Origin of the sequence: Rufibacter ruber, assembly GCF_014138425.1 — a bacterium.
GTDB lineage: Bacteria > Bacteroidota > Bacteroidia > Cytophagales > Hymenobacteraceae > Nibribacter > Nibribacter ruber_C.
Map to the genome: position 1 here is coordinate 413278 of NZ_JACJIQ010000002.1, position 15967 is coordinate 429244.

Annotated in this window: 12 protein-coding genes; 9 read left to right on the forward strand and 3 right to left on the reverse strand. The window is 48.7% G+C overall.

Annotation, left to right across the window (positions count from 1 at the left end; genetic code table 11):
* Window positions 1-9: 9 nt before the first annotated feature.
* Window positions 10-1602: a type IX secretion system motor protein PorM/GldM gene (gene porM / locus FHS90_RS04235; RefSeq protein WP_066835351.1), complete on the forward strand. Its 1593-nt coding sequence runs from the start codon at window positions 10-12 to the stop codon at window positions 1600-1602.
* A 20-nt stretch (window positions 1603-1622) separates the two neighbouring features.
* On the forward strand, window positions 1623-2636 hold the full coding sequence (porN, locus tag FHS90_RS04240; RefSeq protein WP_241499017.1) for a type IX secretion system ring subunit PorN/GldN: 1014 nt from the start codon (window positions 1623-1625) through the stop codon (window positions 2634-2636).
* A gap of 1269 nt (window positions 2637-3905) precedes the next feature.
* On the opposite strand, the gene uvrC is transcribed toward porN, so the two are convergent.
* The 3 genes from uvrC to porW are packed head-to-tail and all read right to left on the reverse strand — an operon-like array spanning window position 3906 to window position 10644.
* Entirely contained in the window at window positions 3906-5708 is a 1803-nt protein-coding gene (uvrC, locus tag FHS90_RS04245) for an excinuclease ABC subunit UvrC (RefSeq protein WP_182511981.1), read from the reverse strand.
* A gap of 15 nt (window positions 5709-5723) precedes the next feature.
* Entirely contained in the window at window positions 5724-8018 is a 2295-nt protein-coding gene (locus tag FHS90_RS04250) for a penicillin-binding protein 1A (RefSeq protein WP_182511983.1), read from the reverse strand.
* A gap of 1 nt (window position 8019) precedes the next feature.
* Window positions 8020-10644, reverse strand: coding sequence for a type IX secretion system periplasmic lipoprotein PorW/SprE (porW, locus tag FHS90_RS04255; RefSeq protein ID WP_446692748.1), 2625 nt, complete (start codon window positions 10642-10644; stop codon window positions 8020-8022).
* A 370-nt stretch (window positions 10645-11014) separates the two neighbouring features.
* Between porW and FHS90_RS04260 the strand changes: the two genes are divergently transcribed.
* From FHS90_RS04260 to atpA, 7 genes are all read left to right on the forward strand, one after another.
* Entirely contained in the window at window positions 11015-11251 is a 237-nt protein-coding gene (locus tag FHS90_RS04260; protein ID WP_066835359.1) for an AtpZ/AtpI family protein, read from the forward strand.
* A gap of 2 nt (window positions 11252-11253) precedes the next feature.
* Window positions 11254-11637, forward strand: coding sequence for a hypothetical protein (locus tag FHS90_RS04265; RefSeq protein ID WP_066835361.1), 384 nt, complete (start codon window positions 11254-11256; stop codon window positions 11635-11637).
* 44 nt (window positions 11638-11681) lie between these two features.
* Window positions 11682-12767, forward strand: a complete 1086-nt coding sequence (gene atpB / locus FHS90_RS04270) for a F0F1 ATP synthase subunit A (RefSeq protein WP_066835362.1) — start codon at window positions 11682-11684, stop codon at window positions 12765-12767.
* 39 nt (window positions 12768-12806) lie between these two features.
* Window positions 12807-13067 (forward strand): ATP synthase F0 subunit C, encoded by a 261-nt coding sequence (atpE, locus tag FHS90_RS04275; RefSeq protein WP_066835364.1) that lies wholly within the window; start codon window positions 12807-12809, stop codon window positions 13065-13067.
* A 121-nt stretch (window positions 13068-13188) separates the two neighbouring features.
* Window positions 13189-13686, forward strand: a complete 498-nt coding sequence (locus tag FHS90_RS04280; RefSeq protein ID WP_066835366.1) for a F0F1 ATP synthase subunit B — start codon at window positions 13189-13191, stop codon at window positions 13684-13686.
* A 74-nt stretch (window positions 13687-13760) separates the two neighbouring features.
* Window positions 13761-14318, forward strand: a complete 558-nt coding sequence (gene atpH, locus FHS90_RS04285; protein WP_066835368.1) for an ATP synthase F1 subunit delta — start codon at window positions 13761-13763, stop codon at window positions 14316-14318.
* A 2-nt stretch (window positions 14319-14320) separates the two neighbouring features.
* Window positions 14321-15901, forward strand: coding sequence for a F0F1 ATP synthase subunit alpha (atpA, locus tag FHS90_RS04290; protein WP_066835370.1), 1581 nt, complete (start codon window positions 14321-14323; stop codon window positions 15899-15901).
* Window positions 15902-15967 lie beyond the last annotated feature (66 nt).

The window sequence follows — 15967 nt, forward strand, 5'->3', positions numbered from 1 at the left end:
AAGGATACTATGGCTGGAGGAAAAGAAACGCCACGGCAGAAGATGATCGGGATGATGTATCTCGTTCTGACTGCGCTGCTGGCCTTGAACGTAAGCTCTGCGATACTTCTAAAATTCCAATTTATTGATGAAAGCCTGATGGAAGTAAACCGTAACACGGTTTCTGACAACAGCAACGTAGTGAAAAGCATCGCATCATCTGTCGCAAAAGCTGGGAACAGACCCGCCGATGCCAAAGTGGTAGAGCAGGCTGATCAGGTTCGGAAGCAAACGGCTGAAATGGTGAGCTACCTGCGTGGCTTGAGAGATGAATTGGAAAAAGCATCAGGTGGAAAAGACGCTGAAACCGGCAACTACATTAACCCTGAGGCTAACGAGATTGTCAATGAAGTGATGATTGGCGGCACCAAGAAAGGGAAAGGCTATGAACTGGAGCAGAAACTAAACGGATATGCTTCCTTTCTGCGTCAGTTCAATACCGGTGTTCCAGAGAGAATAGCAATGAGCGGGGCGCAAGACCCTAGAGTGAAAAACAACCAGGATCAGCGGAAGAAAGACTTTGCCCAACTGAACTTTGAAGAAACCCCAATGGTAGCAGCCTTGGCTACGCTAGCGCAAAAGGAATCTGAGGTTTTGAAGTATGAAGCGGAGACTCTTTCTCAATTAGCCCAAAAAGTGGGTGCAGATATAATCAAGTTTGAAAATATCTTCGCCATGGCAAGTGCCGAGTCTAAGACTGTAGCGGCTGGTACTAAATACAAAGCTGAAATGTTCTTAGCGGCTTCTTCTGATGCCGTATCACCTACCATGTCGGTAGATGGACGTTCAATTCCGGTAAAAGCTGGGAAAGGTCAGATTGAATTTACGGCCACTGCCGGTAATTATGATGCAGAAGGCAATGCTAAGAAAACCTGGAAAGGTCAGGTACGTTTCCGTCAACCAAGTGGAAAAGATACAGTCTTTACTGTGACTCAAGAATATGTAGTGGCCAAGCCTGTAATGCAAATTCAGTCAGCCTCTATCAACTCTTTGTACTTCAACTGCGGAAACGAACTCAGTGTTCAGGTGCCTGCTTTGGGAGCGACGTATGATCCAGCTTTCTCAGCTTCTGGGGCAACAGTGGTAAAAGGAGCTAAAAAAGGCTTCCTGACTATTATCCCTACCAGCAGACAGGTAAAACTGAACGTGAGCAGCGGGGGGAATTCTATTGGTTCCCAGGATTTTACTGTGAAACTAGTACCAAGACCGCAGGTAGTAGCGTATGCCAATGGCAGACCAGTTGACATTGTAAAGGGTATGGCAGCCCCAGGCCCAAGGGTTTTGGAAATCAGAGCTATTGCTGATGAAAGCTTTAAGAACCAATTACCTAAAGATGCGCGTTACAGAGTAACCGAGTATGTGGTGTACCTGGTGCGGGGGAACCGCCCTGCCGGTCAGGTGCCAGGAAATGGACCTACAGTAAACATCTCATCACTGGCTGCCCAGGCTCGTCCGGGAGATCGTCTTGCCATTGATGTAAGAGAGGTACGCCGAATGAACTTCCGTGATCAGCAGGAGGTTGTTCCTTCTGATGGATCAAGCATCAGCATTCAGCTTAATTAAGAAAGTAATTACATAGTACCATGAAGAAGTTAGTTGTTTTGGGATTGGCTGGATTGCTTAGCATTCCAATGGTAGGTACGGCGCAAAAACGTACTACAAAGAAAGCTACCACAACGCAGTCAAAAACCCAGTCTAATGCTGCGGCCCAAGCGGCGCAAGAGAAGGCTCGTCAGGAGGAGTTGGCACGTCAGCAAGAAGCTCAGAAGCAATCTGAGCAGGCGCAGCTCCTGATGACTACTTCTGCGGCGGCGAACCCTTCTGCCCGTCCTATTTCTCCTTCAGACGTCATGTTTAAGAAGACGGTATGGCGTGCCATTGACTTGAGAGAGAAGCAGAACAAACCCATGTTCTCTAACGGCAAACAGATTTCTAAATTAATTGTAGATGCTGTTAAACGTGGAGAGCTGCAGGCTTACCGTTCAGATACACTGGTGACTCCCATTTCTGCTCAGGAATTTCTGGCCAACATGACGCCTGCTGAATCTGGAGGGGGATTAACTGAGGCTGAAAAGGCTGCTGGTTTTGATGCACCTGCCGCTGATGACGGGTGGGGAGCTCCAGCTCCTAAGAAGGGTGGTAAATCAACAGCTGCTGCAGCACCAGCTCCTGTTGTTTCAAATGAGCTTCTTCCTAATGAGCTGTACAAGATGGAGTTGAAGGAAGACGTTGTGTTTGATAAAAAACGCTCCCGTCTGTACCATGATATTCAAGCTTTAACGCTTATCATGCCTGCAAAGTACAACAGCTTAGGTTTTGAGAAACCTATAGCCTCTTTCAAGTTCAGTGACCTGGTGAGAGTGTTCAGAGCACACCCTGAAGAAGCGGTATGGTTCAATGAACAAAATAATTCGCAGCATAAGAACCTGGCAGATGCTTTTGATCTATGGTTGTTCAGCTCTTATATCACTAAAGTTTCTAACGTAAATGATGCTCGCTTAGATGAGGTATACGGAACTGGCAAAAAAGGTCTCCTAGCTGCTCAGCAAGCAATGGAAGAAATGATTGAGTGGGAATATAGCCTGTGGAGCTACTAACCTGTTAGTATGATATCTTGAAAGAAAGGAGGCCTAACGCCTCCTTTCTTATTTTATAAACCTTCCATTCTGCTGGCTACATCGGCTACTAGGTTCAAAAAAAAGAACCCGCGCTCCCTACTTTACAATTGACCAAGCAGATGACTTCCGGGAATACATGAATACCGCTGCGGCACTATTGCTCTACAAGTGCCGCAGGTTGTAAACCCCGCAAACCCAAGTTTGGGCGAACAGCCGCAGCAAATGTAAAGTCCTTTCTCACTGATAGAGGTATAATATGGAATGGGTGGGGCAAAGGAAATTATTGTACCTCAGCCATGCGTGCACCGGCAGGTAAATACCCGTCTTTATGAGCTTCTCCCGCTACCTTAATACTAGTTTGGGTGCCTCTTAAGTGAGATTTCCCCTTTGCCCCCTTCCATGGGAAAGGTAGCGTTAGTAGCACGGAAGCAACTTCCGCGCCATAGAGGACAAAAGAGATGCGGGGAAGCCGACTTATGGTAGTTGCAAACTGTTGCCATGATAGATACAGTTTAAATATCTTTAACCTGTATCTTCTTTTACCACTCCTGCTGTTGCTACTCCCTATTAATCCTCACTTCTGTCAGAAGCTATCTCATAATTAGAAAGCTTGAAATATCTGTTCTGTTTTTGGCCTGTTTTCAGGAAAACAGGCCAAAAACAGAGGTCACCCTACCCGTGCAAAACCTAGCACTTTAATCAGACATGTATGGGACAGATTCTACTTATTTCTGCTGCTGGCACCTCTGTTAATTAGCACTTCTGTCTCTGGCTGATTGCGCAGCACGGGCTCGCCACAGGCCAGCGGAACAGCAGCGGTTACCTGCAGAGACAGACAAAAGAAGAGAAGCTGATCAGAAGAGGAACCCAAACTGATTCTGGCGGTGGTGAGCGCCTCTGTTACTACGGTGCCGAAGGCGTAGTTTTAACAGCAGTGTGAGCGCCAGGACGGGGCCCCGCGGCCGTGAGCGCTTACCGGTAAAGATGAAACAACACAGCTATTAAACCACCGCGTCAAACGCCAAAGCCAGGGGAAACAGCAGACTATTCACCGCCAAAAGAAACAGTGGACTACACATACTTGCCGCTCTTCTTACCATAAGAGCCCCAAACCGCACATTTTAACAGCAGGAGCAACTTCTAAAAGAGCAGCAGAATCTACACATCAGCAGAAACTACATTTAATTTTCTGTTTTAGGGCTGTTTTCTGAAAAACAGCCCTAAAACAGAAGAACGAAAAAGATACGTTTATTTGCTTTGGCTGAAATAGTTGCGTAAGATCTGGGCTTTGCTCTTCCCTACTTCCACCTCTAACTCTTCTTGCGAAAGACTTGCTATTTTCTTTACAGATTTAAATTTACTTAAGAGCTTTTCTGCCGTAGCGGGCCCCAGGCCTTTAATCTGGGTAAGTTCAGTCTGTAAAGTGCCGGCGTCACGTCTTGAGCGGTGGAAGGTAATGGCAAAGCGGTGCGCTTCATTCCGGAGGCGTTGAATCAGTTTTAAAGATTCAGATTTCTTATCTATGTAGAGAGGGAAGGAATCGCCGGGGTAAAAGATTTCCTCCAGCCTTTTGGCAATACCCACTATGGCTACCTGCCCATAGATGCCCAGGTCTTTCAGGGCTTTCACGGCCATGCCCAGTTGTCCTTTTCCACCATCAATGATGACAAGCTGGGGCAGAGAAGCCCCTTCTTCCAAAAGCCGACGGTACCGGCGAGTGACCACCTCATACATTGAGGCAAAGTCATCTGGCCCAACTACCGTTTTGATGTGGAAGTGACGGTAATCCTTTTTAGAGGGCTTGGCGTTCCTGAAGCATACCATAGAGGCCACCGGGTTATCTCCCTGAAAGTTGGAGTTGTCAAAGCACTCAATATGCTTAGGAAGCTCTGTGAGGCGAAGGTCCCGTTTCATGGTCTCCATGATGCGCACCTCACTGCTGTCTTTACTCTTGTCTTGCATGCTTTCGCGCTCTTTGCGCAAGTACAAGGCATTTTTAAGCGAGAGGTTCAGCAGTTTGCGCTTATCGCCTATCTGGGGTACCGTAATGGTGATGCTATCAAGCGGCAACTGCAGGTCATCTATGTTTACCAGTATCTCCTTGGCTGTACTCTCATAGTCTGCGCGCAGCTGCATAATCATAGATGCCAGAATATCCTGATCTGTTTCTTCCAGTTTTTTCTGCAGCTCCAGCGACTGGGTAGAGATAATAGAGCCGTTCATCACCTTCAGGTAATTGAGAAATGCGCATTTCTCATTTGAAGTAATGGTGAAGACATCAATGTTGGTAAGGGTATTGCTGACTACAGTAGACTTAGATTGGAAATCATCCAACAGGTCAAGTTTCTGCTTATACTGGTGCGCCAGTTCATACTGGTACTCTGCCGCAGCTGCAGACATCTTCTCTTTGAAGTAATTCTTGGCTACGGCCATATTACCAGAGAGAATGTTCTTGATCTGCTGTATGTGCTGGTTGTATTCTTCCTCCTCATACAATCCTTCACAGGGGCCTTTGCAGTTGCCAATGTGGTACTCCAGGCAAACCTTGAACTTACCCCCCTGAATATTGGCCGGGCTGAGGTTATAGCTGCAGGTACGTAAGGGGTACAGAGACCTGATCAGTTCCAGCACCACATACATACTGGTCACACTGGGGTAGGGACCAAAATAACGGGAGCCGTCATTGATCTTGTTGCGCGTGCTCAGAACGCGGGGAAAGCGCTCATTGGTAATACACAGGTACGGGTATGTCTTACCATCCTTCAGCAGAATATTGTATTTGGGCTGATGCTGCTTGATAAGGTTGTTCTCCAGGAGGAAAGCATCTGCCTCACTGTCTACAATGGTAAACTCTACCCGTTTGATCTGGGAGATGAGCTTGAGCGTCTTCTTGTTGTGCTGGTTAGAACGGTTGAAGTAGCTGCTCACCCGTTTTCTGATGTCAACTGCTTTACCCACATAGATAATGCCTTTGTCATCATAGAACTTGTAGATACCCGGCCGGTGCGGCAAGTGTTTTAACTGCTCCTTAGGTGTTTCCTCAACAGCCATATGCTTCTGCTTCCCTTAAAATTTCTGCTCGTCAACGTTTTCTGGCAACGTTAAGATTTGCTCTTGTTGTACGGAATCAGCAGGGGCAGGGCCATTGTTATAGGTATTGCAGTTGATTTCTACTGAAAGCGAGGCGGGTTTAGGAAAGGGTGCCTTAGAGACATTCAGGTTTTTATCTGCATACACTTTCTGCATGAAATACGCATAAATAGGCAACGCTAATTTATTACCCTGGCCATAGGCCGCACTCCGGAAGTGGATACTGCGGTCTTCACCGCCTACCCAAACCCCGGCTGCTAAATCTGGGGTAATGCCCATAAACCAGGCATCTGATTGGTTAGACGTGGTTCCGGTTTTAGCCCCAATCTCATTTTTCAAACCATACCTGTGGCGCAAACCGTAATAGGAGGTACCACCCCGTATGTCAGCCCCCGCTTGCAGCATGTGTACCATGAGGTAGGCGGTCTCCTCATTTAAAGCCTCTACGGTTTTAGGGGCAAATTCCTGTAACACGTTGCCATTTTTATCTTCAATGCGAAGCAGGTACTGTGGCTCTGTCCAGACACCTTTGTTTACAAAAGTACCGTAAGCGCCCACCATGTCATAAAGCGTCACATCATCAGAACCCAGGGCTAAAGAGGCGTAGGGGTTCAGCTTAGTGGTTATTCCCAGACGCTTGGCCGTGCTCACCACTTCCTCAGGGCCCAGTTTCTTCATTAAGAACGCGGTAATGGAGTTCACAGAAAAGGCCAGTGCCTGACGCAAAGTAAGTTTTTTGCCAGAATATGTTCCTTCGCTGTTTTTGGGAGTCCAGGGAACGCCGTCTTCATTAATGATGGTGACAGGGGCATCTACCACTTCATAGCAAGGTGAATAGCCCTTTTCAATGGCAGTGGTGTAGACAAATGGTTTAAACGTAGAACCGGGCTGGCGCGCGCCTTGTTTCACGTGGTCATATTTAAAGTACTTGTAATTAGTACCCCCTACCCAGGCCTTGATGTGACCGGTTAAAGGATCCATGGCCATAAAGCCCGCCTGCAGGTAATGTTTGTAGTAACGCAGGGAATCCATAGGGCTCATGAGCGTGTCACGCTCACCACTCCAGGAAAAGACCTTCATGGGCACTTTCTCATTCAGATAGAACTTGATAGAATCTTCATTTCCGTCATACTGTTCTACCAGGCTCTTATAGCGGGCGGTGCGTTTAATCTGATCCTGAAGGAATCCTTTAATTTCCCGCCCGTTCTCATCAATCCAGGGGCTTTTGCCTTTAAACTGCCGGAAGAATTCTTTTTGCATCACTTTCATGTGCTGCTCTACCGCCGCCTCTGCGTGCTGCTGCATGCGGGCATTGATGGTGGTGTAGATTTTAAGGCCGTCTGAATACAGGTCATAGCCGTTCTCCTTGGCCCACTTTACCAGGAACTTGCCCATCTCTGTCCTGAAATAGGGGGCTAAGCCTTTGTTCTGGTTTTCAACATTCAGGTTAAGAGCAATAGGTTTGGCTGTGGCTGCCGTATAGGTGGGCTCGTCAATGAAATTATATTTGTGCATCTGGTCCAGAACCGTATTGCGGCGGCTCAGGGACCGTTCTGGGCGGGAAACTGGGCTATAGTAGGAGGGGCCTTTTAATACTCCCACCAAGGTGGCGGCCTCTTCCACGGTTAAATCTTCCGGGCTCTTATTAAAGAAGGTTTTGGCGGCTACTTTTATCCCAAATGCGTTGCTGCCAAAATCTACGGTGTTCAGGTACATGAGCAGGATCTCCCGCTTGGTATAAGACCGCTCCAGCTTAATAGACATGATCCATTCTTTGGTCTTGATGATCAGCATGCGCAGACCTGGCACCCCGCTGAGCAAACCATGATTCAGGTCTTCACGGGTCCGGAAGAGGTTGCGGGCCAATTGCTGGGTGAGGGTACTGGAGCCACGGTCCTGCTTGCCCGTGAGCTGATAGTAGGGTACCGCCAGGGTGCCCTTAAAGTCTATGCCGGAGTGTTCCTCAAACCGGATGTCTTCTGTGGCAATGAGGGCGTCAACCAGGTGTTTGGGCAATTGCTCATAAGTAACAGGGCTACGGTTCTCCCGGAAGTATTTGCCCAGCAGCTGGCCGTCTTCTGAATACACCTCAGAGGCTAGCTCACTTTTAGGGTTCTCCAGTGTTTTCAAGTCTGGCAGGTCGCCAAAAAGGTTCAGGAAGTTAATGCTGACGGCAAAAATGTACAGCAGAAAGAACACAAACCCTCCGGCAAAGAGGATCCAAAGCCCCGAAATGATCTTCCGGTACTTATTTGAAGGCGATGATGACATCTTATTGGTAATTTTTTTCAAAGAAGGCTACATACTGCTCAATATCCCGCAATTGCTGAAGCGCCGCGAGGTTGGCATCTGAGATAACAAAGGTAGCAAATTTCGGGCCTTTTATAGAAGCAAGCGGGGAGCTGCGGGCCGTTTGTAATTTAGCGTACTGCTGACTGCCTTTGAAATCTGGGAAGGGGGTTATCACAAGCAAGACCGTACCCTCATTAAAGGGCAGCGTAGTTATTGTAAGGTTCTTACGAGGGTGAAACCTGCTGTTGTACTGTTCAAACCCTTTGATGAGCTGACTCAGGGCAAGGGTATCTGCTGAATGGGCTACTACAAACGAGTGCCGAGCGGTGAGATCAGCTTTGTATTGGGGCAGAACGGCCACTGGTGCGGCAGGGGCCGCGGGTTCTGGAGCCTTTGCCAGTTCGCCGCTCTCATAGCGCTGGTGCAGGGTTAGAAACTCTTTGGCTTTAGGCAGAAGCTTGCTCTCTGGGTATTGTTGGATAAACTGCTCCAGACCAGCCTTGAACGTGTCTGCGGGTTGGGTGCGGCCCACTATCATTGTTCGCAGAAAGGCTACCTGGTCCGGAATGTCGTTTCCGGGGTATTTTTCTGAAAGTTGTTCTAAAACAGCATTGGCCGGGGCATACGCCTCTGTGTTATACAGCACAAACGCAGAGTCATAAAGGGCATGGGCGGCCGCATTCTCTGCAGAATAGGTGCGCAGGAAGTCAGGCTGATCAATGAGCTTGGTATACTTAGACGTAGGAAAACGCTCCCGCAGCGCGGCGGCATATTTCTGGGCAGCCTCTGTTTGTTGCAGGGCATTGGCCATCACGTACAGGCTGTAATACACCTCTGAGGCATGTGACGAAGCGGGAAAACGGCGCAGCAGGGTTTCAAAAGTGCTAATAGCCTCTTCAGGCTCCCTGAGCCGCTGCTGGTAAATATTGCCCAGTGTGAAATAGGCTTCTTCCAGACGGGTGTTAGACGCCTGCTGCTGTGCCGGGGTAAGCGGAATCGCCGCTAGGTACTCAGCCTGTTTTTGAGCATTTGCTTCGGCCAGGGCCACACTGTCAACTCCGGCTCCGGTCTGTACGCCAGCTGTCAACCCTATGCTGCCAGAGAGGGCGGCCATGCGGCGCCAGTTGTCCTGGAGTGGCCGTTCACCCCAGGTGCGGAGGAAATCGTTGCGGGCGTTGGCTATGACTACCGGGTTGTCATAGTACCAGGTGCCGCCTTGCGTGCCAAAGCCGACGGCAGGTCCTCTGGAGGCGGCGGTGCCGGTGGCGCCAGGGGCTGCGGCGGCCTGAGCGGCCAGGCGCTGCGCTTCCTGCTCATTGGCAATCTGCTGGGCTACACGCTGCGCCCGCTCCTCTGTTCCTAAACGGGCCAGGGCCTGCAGACTGTCTTCGGTTCTGATGATGTCCAGTTGCTGCACAAAAGCCGTTAAGACGGTTTTCCGGTCAGTTAATTCTTCATAGCCCAGAGCGGTAGAGGGCAATAGCTGAAGGGTGCTGTCATAGTATGCCTGCGCCAACTTGTATTGCTCCAGATGCTCATAATGAATCTGGGCCGTGAGCAGGTAAGAATACGCCTTCTGGTTTCTGTTGGTGGTAGAGGCGGCGGTAGACTGCTTGAGATAGCCTAACGCGTCCTGGTACTCGTTCTGGCGCAGCTGAAGCTTTGCCAGGTCATAGTAGATTTTATCCAGGTACTCTTTGTTTTTTTCGTCTTTGGCCAGTTTGAACAGGAAAGACTCAATTTCTTCTTTGGCTTTGACGTCTTTCAGCTCTGTGACCTGCGCCAGGTTCAGCTGCGCGTAGAAGCCCAGCTCATAGGGCGGGTTCTTTTTAAGGATGCGGGCATAGTGTGGGTACGCCTTGTCATCCTGGTTGGTGGCCTGGTACAGCTGCCCCAGTATAAACCTGATTCTGGACTCCTGGTCTTTCGCCTTCGCAAACGGGACGGCCCTTTCCAGGTTTTCAATCACCACCGGCAGGGTATTCTGCTCACTGGCAAGTTGCGCCCTGGTCAGCAGAAGCGCCAGGCCATTCTCCTCATTCATGCGTTCCTTTCTGAACAGTTCAGAGACCGAGATGGCCGCATCATAGTCTTTCTGCCGCAGGTAGGTGCGCATCAGCCAGACCAGGGCCTCATGCCTGGCATGGCGGTCTTTGCCAGTGGTCTGCACAAACCGGAACGCTTTAATGGCTTCTATTTCTTCGCCCTGATAGTAACGGGCTTTGCCAATAAGCACGTAGCAGTCATCTACCCATTTAGATTTAGGGTGGCGGGCAATAGGAAAGGACGCGCGTTTGATAACTTCCTCCAGGTCTGGCTGCAGCGTTTTCAGGACCGTGGTGTCCAGCGGCGGAAGAATGTCTAGAATGCGGTTGTAGTCATTCACGTGGGCCGCCTCTATTTTGGCCTCTACTTCCTTCATTTTCTCCCGCGCCAGAAAGTACCCGTTGTACCGGGCATTGAGGTTATGGAACCGCCGCCCCAAAAAGCCGGTGCTGTCAGGGGAACAGCCAGCCAGAAGGGGAACTAAGAAAATAAAAAGAAGAAAACGTGTCTGCTTCAACGTAAAAGGAATATGGATCAACAGTAGAACTGTACGCTGCAAGATTTATTTTAAAGAACACCTTCTATTTCAGCCTGTAGCACAACGCTTTACCCTGCTCTGCCCGTACTGTAAAAGACATAAGAAGCAAATTTACAATTTTTTAGGCTCTTGCTACCATACGTAAATAGCTGCGCTGCAGATAAAGTAAGGTTGGCCAACTCCTGTAAAAAAAAGCTGTTTCTGGCCTGTTTTCTGAAAAACAGGCCAGAAACAGAAAATATAATGACGCATTAAAGAAGTGGCTTACACGCTTATGCCCGCAGCTTGGTGCGTTTTCGGCCTGTTTTGGCCAAAACAGGCCGAAAACAGAAAATTGGAAATCGGCGCGGTGTGCGTAGCTTTGTCCTCTGTATTCCAAAACCCTACTGCCATGGAACCTAACCAGAAGCCTTTGAAGGAAGAGGAAGAATCAAACGTGAAGCCCTACCTGAAGTATTCTGGATTGGCTTTTCAGATGATTGCCATCATGGGGGTGGCGGCGTTTGGCGGCCGGAAACTAGACGCCTATTTCCAGAACCAGACACCCTGGTGGACGCTGGCGCTGCTGGTGGTTGCGGTGTTTGCCTCCATGTACTCAGTAATAGTATCTCTCACCAAGAAGAAGTAAGCGTGAAGTTTATACGGGGAATGGTAGTGGTGACCGGTGTGCTGGTATTGGTGGCAAGCGCACTGCAGGCGTTTACCGGGTTTGAGGTGGTGCACCCGTACATCTGGTGGCTGCTGGCGTTCTTTGTGTTTGTGACCGGCTTTGCCCACTACCTGGCCAATATGGGGCTGAAGTTTGACGCAGAGCACCTGGCTGCGTTCTATTACACCTCTATGGGGGTGCGCATGCTGTTCTCAATAATAGCAATTTTTGTATATAGATATTTCCATGAGGAACGGCTGGTGCAATTTGTGTTAAACTTTTTCGCCCTTTATTTTATTTATACCGCATTTGAAATCTACGCATTGTTGAGTAACTTGCGCCGAAATTCAAAAAAGCATGCCTAGGGCAATGCGTTTACATAAAATGTGTTGCTTTTAAATCGCTCTTAATGAAGAAGATACTCGTTTTCCTGTTTGCTTTGTTTACTTTTTCTGCCCAAGCGGCAGAATCAGCCGAAGGTGAGAAATTCAGCCCCGGTGATATGATCATGCACCACGTGGGGGATGATTATACCTGGCATTTCGCTGATGGTGTTGTGTTGCCGTTGCCGGTAATATTATATGGCGAGGGCAAGTTGGATGTTTTTATGTCATCTAACTTTTATGATGAACATCATCAGTTGAAGCCCTACAAAGGCTATGTGATGGAGCACGGGCATATTTACTATGCCAATGAAGAAGGTGAGCCAAAGGTGGTAGAGGGGGAGAACGGTGAAGAAAAACACGCGGCCCCTTTAGATTTGTCTATCACCAAAAACGTGGCTTCCATGTTTGTGAGCGTGCTGCTGTTGTTCCTGGTGTTCTTCTCTATAGCCGGGGCGTACAAAAAACGCAGAGGGCAGGGGCCAAGAGGGGTTCAGTCTTTCTTTGAGCCTATCATCATCTTTATTCGCGATGAGATTGCAAAAACCAACATTGGGCCTAAGTATGAGCGGTTTATGCCCTACTTGCTCACCATCTTCTTCTTTATCTGGTTCAATAACCTGTTGGGCTTGATCCCGGGCGGTGCTAACTTGACCGGTAATATTGCCGTGACGTTGGTGCTTGCGTTGATGACTTTGTTGATCACTGTGTTTAGTGGGAACAAATCCTACTGGGGGCATATTTTCAATACGCCGGGTGTTCCGTGGTGGCTGAAATGGGGTATTCCTATTATGCCATTGGTAGAGGTGATTGGTATTTTCACCAAGCCTTTCTCTCTCATGGTGCGTCTTTTTGCCAACATTACGGCCGGACACATCATTATTCTTAGCTTGTTCAGCCTAATCTTTATTTTTGAAAGCGTAGCCATTGGTCCTGTGAGTGTGGCATTTGCTACCTTTATGAACTTTTTGGAGCTGTTTGTGGCTTTACTGCAAGCGTATATCTTTACCCTGCTGTCTGCCATGTACTTTGGCGGGGCGGTAGAAGAGCATGACCACCATGATGATATGGGCCACGGCGACGCCCCGTATGCGGTAGACGCCCATCATTAATATTTGAATTCCTTTTTTTAACTATATATATCTACTACTATGTTGTTAGCATTATTGCTTCAAGCTTTTTCAGAAGGTGCTGGTTTAGCTATCATGGGTGCCGGTATCGGTGCTGGTTTAGTTGCTCTTGGCGCTGGTCTGGGTATCGGTAGAATCGGTGGCTCTGCCATGGAATCTATCGCAAGACAACCAGAAGCTGGTGGTAAGATCCAGACTGCAATGATCATTGCTTCTGCTCTTATTGAAGGTGTGGCCCTTTTTGGCGTGGTTGTTTGCCTTCTGATTTCTTTCATTCGCTAAGAATGAGTTTTATCGCATCTCCCGTCCTGACGATTGGTCTGGACCGGGAGACGCGATAAAAAAAGTGTAGTAGAGTCAATAGTTGAGAGAAGCGTTTCTCTGGAAAAATAAACATTGTAAGATGAATCCGTTAGTAACCCCAGGTATTGGTTTACTTTTTTGGCAAGTGGTTACCTTCTTGCTGGTGCTGTTCCTGTTGTCTAAGTTCGCCTGGAAGCCTATCATGGCAGCCCTGCGCGAGCGCGAAGCGAACATTGACCATGCGTTGAGCATGGCTGAAAAAGCCAAGCTGGAAATGCAGTCTCTGAAAGCAGACAATGAGCGTCTGTTAAATGAAGCCCGTGCAGAACGCGAGCGCATCTTGAAAGAAGCTACTGAAGCGGCTAACCACCTGGTGGAAGGTGCGCGGGCCAAAGCCAATGAAGAAGGCCAGCGCATGATTGAAAATGCGCGTCTGTCAATTGAAAATGAGAAGAAAGCAGCGTTGACTGAGGTGAAAAACCTGGCGGCTACTTTGTCAATTGATATTGCAGAGAAACTGATCAAGCGTGAGCTGCAAGATGAGCAGGCGCAACGCGCGTTGGTTCAGAGCTACTTGCAGGAGGCTAACTTAGGCTAAGACGTAAGAACAGGCGAGCGGCTTCCCGCCCCAAAAGTGGAAGCAAATCGTTTTAACCCACGCAAGAGAAAGAAATGTCAGACGAAAGAGTTGCCTCCCGGTACGCCAAGTCTCTGCTAGAACTAGCCCAGGAAAAAGGGTCACTGGAGAAAGTATACCAAGATATGCTTTCCTTCACCAAGACCTTGAGCGGAAGCCGTGACTTGAGCCTAGTACTGCGCAACCCGATTATAAAACATGATAAGAAGCTTGCCATCCTCACTTCCCTCTTTGGGAATAGCATGACTGAGCTTACCATGGCCTTCTTTAGAATTGTAACCCAGAAGAACCGCGAAGAGATTCTGGAGTCTGTGGCAACAGAGTTTGTGAAACAGTACAATAATATCAAAGGCATCCAAAAAGCAACGGTAACCACTGCCGTGCCTCTCACCCCAGAGTTGCGGGCTACCTTCCAGAAGATGGTGGTAGACCGTACCGGAAAAACGGTAGAGTTACAAGAAGTGGTAGACCCGGCTGTAGTGGGCGGGTACGTACTGCGCATTGGCGATCTGCAACTAGACAACTCGGTTCGCAGCAACGTGCAGAAATTGAAAAATAAGTTTAAAGAAAATCCATACATTACTAAACTATAATCATGGCAGAAGTTAGACCTGATGAAGTATCAGCGATTTTAAGAGAACAGCTGTCAAACTTCAGAACCGAAGCTGAACTGGAAGAAGTTGGTACGGTGCTGCAAGTGGGTGACGGTGTTGCTCGTATCTACGGCTTATCTAAGGCGCAGTCTGGTGAGTTGTTAGAGTTCGAAAATGGTCTGCAAGCCCTTGTTCTTAACTTAGAGGAAGACAATGTGGGTGCGGTATTGTTGGGTGACTGGAGCGACGTTAAAGAAGGCGATACAGTTAAAAAAACAAATAAAATTGCCTCTGTAAGAGTAGGTGATGGCATGGTAGGCCGCGTGGTGAACACCCTTGGTCAACCAATTGACGGCAAAGGCCCATTAGTGGGTGAGCTGTATGAAATGCCCATTGAAAGAAAAGCACCAGGCGTTATCTACCGCCAGCCGGTAAATGAGCCTATGCAAACCGGTATCAAAGCCATTGACTCTATGATTCCGATTGGCCGTGGCCAGCGGGAGTTGATCATTGGTGACCGCCAGACTGGTAAAACCGCCGTGGCCATTGATACCATCATCAACCAGGGCGAGTTCTTTGAAAGAGGCGAGCCTGTCTTCTGTATCTACGTAGCCATTGGCCAGAAAGCCTCTACCGTAGCGCAGATTGTAAACGCGTTGGAAGCAGGTGGCGCTATGCGTTACACCGTGGTAGTAGCCGCTCCGGCTGCTGACCCAGCCCCAATGCAGTTCTACGCACCGTTCACGGGTGCTGCTATTGGTGAGTTCTTCCGTGATACCGGCCGTCCTGCGCTGGTAGTATATGATGACTTGTCTAAGCAGGCCGTTGCTTACCGTGAAGTGTCTCTGTTGCTTCGTCGTCCGCCAGGGCGTGAGGCGTACCCAGGTGACGTATTCTACCTTCACTCCCGTTTACTGGAGCGTGCCGCTAAGATCAACGCCTCTGACTCTATTGCGCAAGACATGAACGACTTGCCAGAGTCTATCAAGCACTTGGTGAAAGGTGGCGGGTCTTTGACCGCTCTTCCCATCATTGAGACCCAGGCTGGTGACGTTTCTGCCTATATCCCAACCAACGTGATTTCTATCACAGACGGTCAGATCTTCTTGGAAACCAATCTCTTCAACTCTGGTATCCGTCCTGCTATCAACGTAGGTATCTCGGTGTCCCGCGTGGGTGGTTCTGCCCAGATCAAATCAATGAAGAAAGTGGCCGGTACCTTGAAGCTGGATCAGGCGCAGTTCCGTGAGTTGGAAGCCTTCGCTAAATTTGGTTCTGACCTTGATGCCGCTACCAAATTGACCATTGAGCGTGGCCGCAGAAACCTAGAGGTTCTGAAGCAGCCTCAGTTTGCTCCAGTGGCGGTAGAAGATCAGGTAGCTATGATCTACTGCTGTACCAACGGTCTGATTGATGATGTTCCGGTTAACGAGGTGCGTACTTTTGAGAAAGATTTCACCATGACCTTAAACGCGCAGCACCGTCCAGTGTTAGATGCGTTGAGAGCTGGTAAATTTGATGATTCCATCACTGATGTGTTGAAATCAGTAGCTCGTGATTTAACGGCGAGATACCGTAAATAATTAAAATCAACAGGAGGAGAGCATTGGTAAGAGCCGTGCTCTTCTTTCTCTGTTCATACTTGACTA

What these genes read in the sequence shown, in the direction of transcription:
- atpA (WP_066835370.1), top strand. Translation starts at nt 14,321, where the DNA reads ATGGCAGAAGTTAGACCTGATGAAGTATCAGCGATTTTAAGAGAACAG.
- atpH (WP_066835368.1), top strand. Translation starts at nt 13,761, where the DNA reads ATGTCAGACGAAAGAGTTGCCTCCCGGTACGCCAAGTCTCTGCTAGAA.
- porM (WP_066835351.1), top strand. Translation starts at nt 10, where the DNA reads ATGGCTGGAGGAAAAGAAACGCCACGGCAGAAGATGATCGGGATGATG.
- uvrC (WP_182511981.1), bottom strand. Translation starts at nt 5,708, where the DNA reads ATGGCTGTTGAGGAAACACCTAAGGAGCAGTTAAAACACTTGCCGCAC.
- atpE (WP_066835364.1), top strand. Translation starts at nt 12,807, where the DNA reads ATGTTGTTAGCATTATTGCTTCAAGCTTTTTCAGAAGGTGCTGGTTTA.
- FHS90_RS04250 (WP_182511983.1), bottom strand. Translation starts at nt 8,018, where the DNA reads ATGTCATCATCGCCTTCAAATAAGTACCGGAAGATCATTTCGGGGCTT.
- porN (WP_241499017.1), top strand. Translation starts at nt 1,623, where the DNA reads ATGAAGAAGTTAGTTGTTTTGGGATTGGCTGGATTGCTTAGCATTCCA.
- FHS90_RS04280 (WP_066835366.1), top strand. Translation starts at nt 13,189, where the DNA reads ATGAATCCGTTAGTAACCCCAGGTATTGGTTTACTTTTTTGGCAAGTG.
- atpB (WP_066835362.1), top strand. Translation starts at nt 11,682, where the DNA reads ATGAAGAAGATACTCGTTTTCCTGTTTGCTTTGTTTACTTTTTCTGCC.
- FHS90_RS04260 (WP_066835359.1), top strand. Translation starts at nt 11,015, where the DNA reads ATGGAACCTAACCAGAAGCCTTTGAAGGAAGAGGAAGAATCAAACGTG.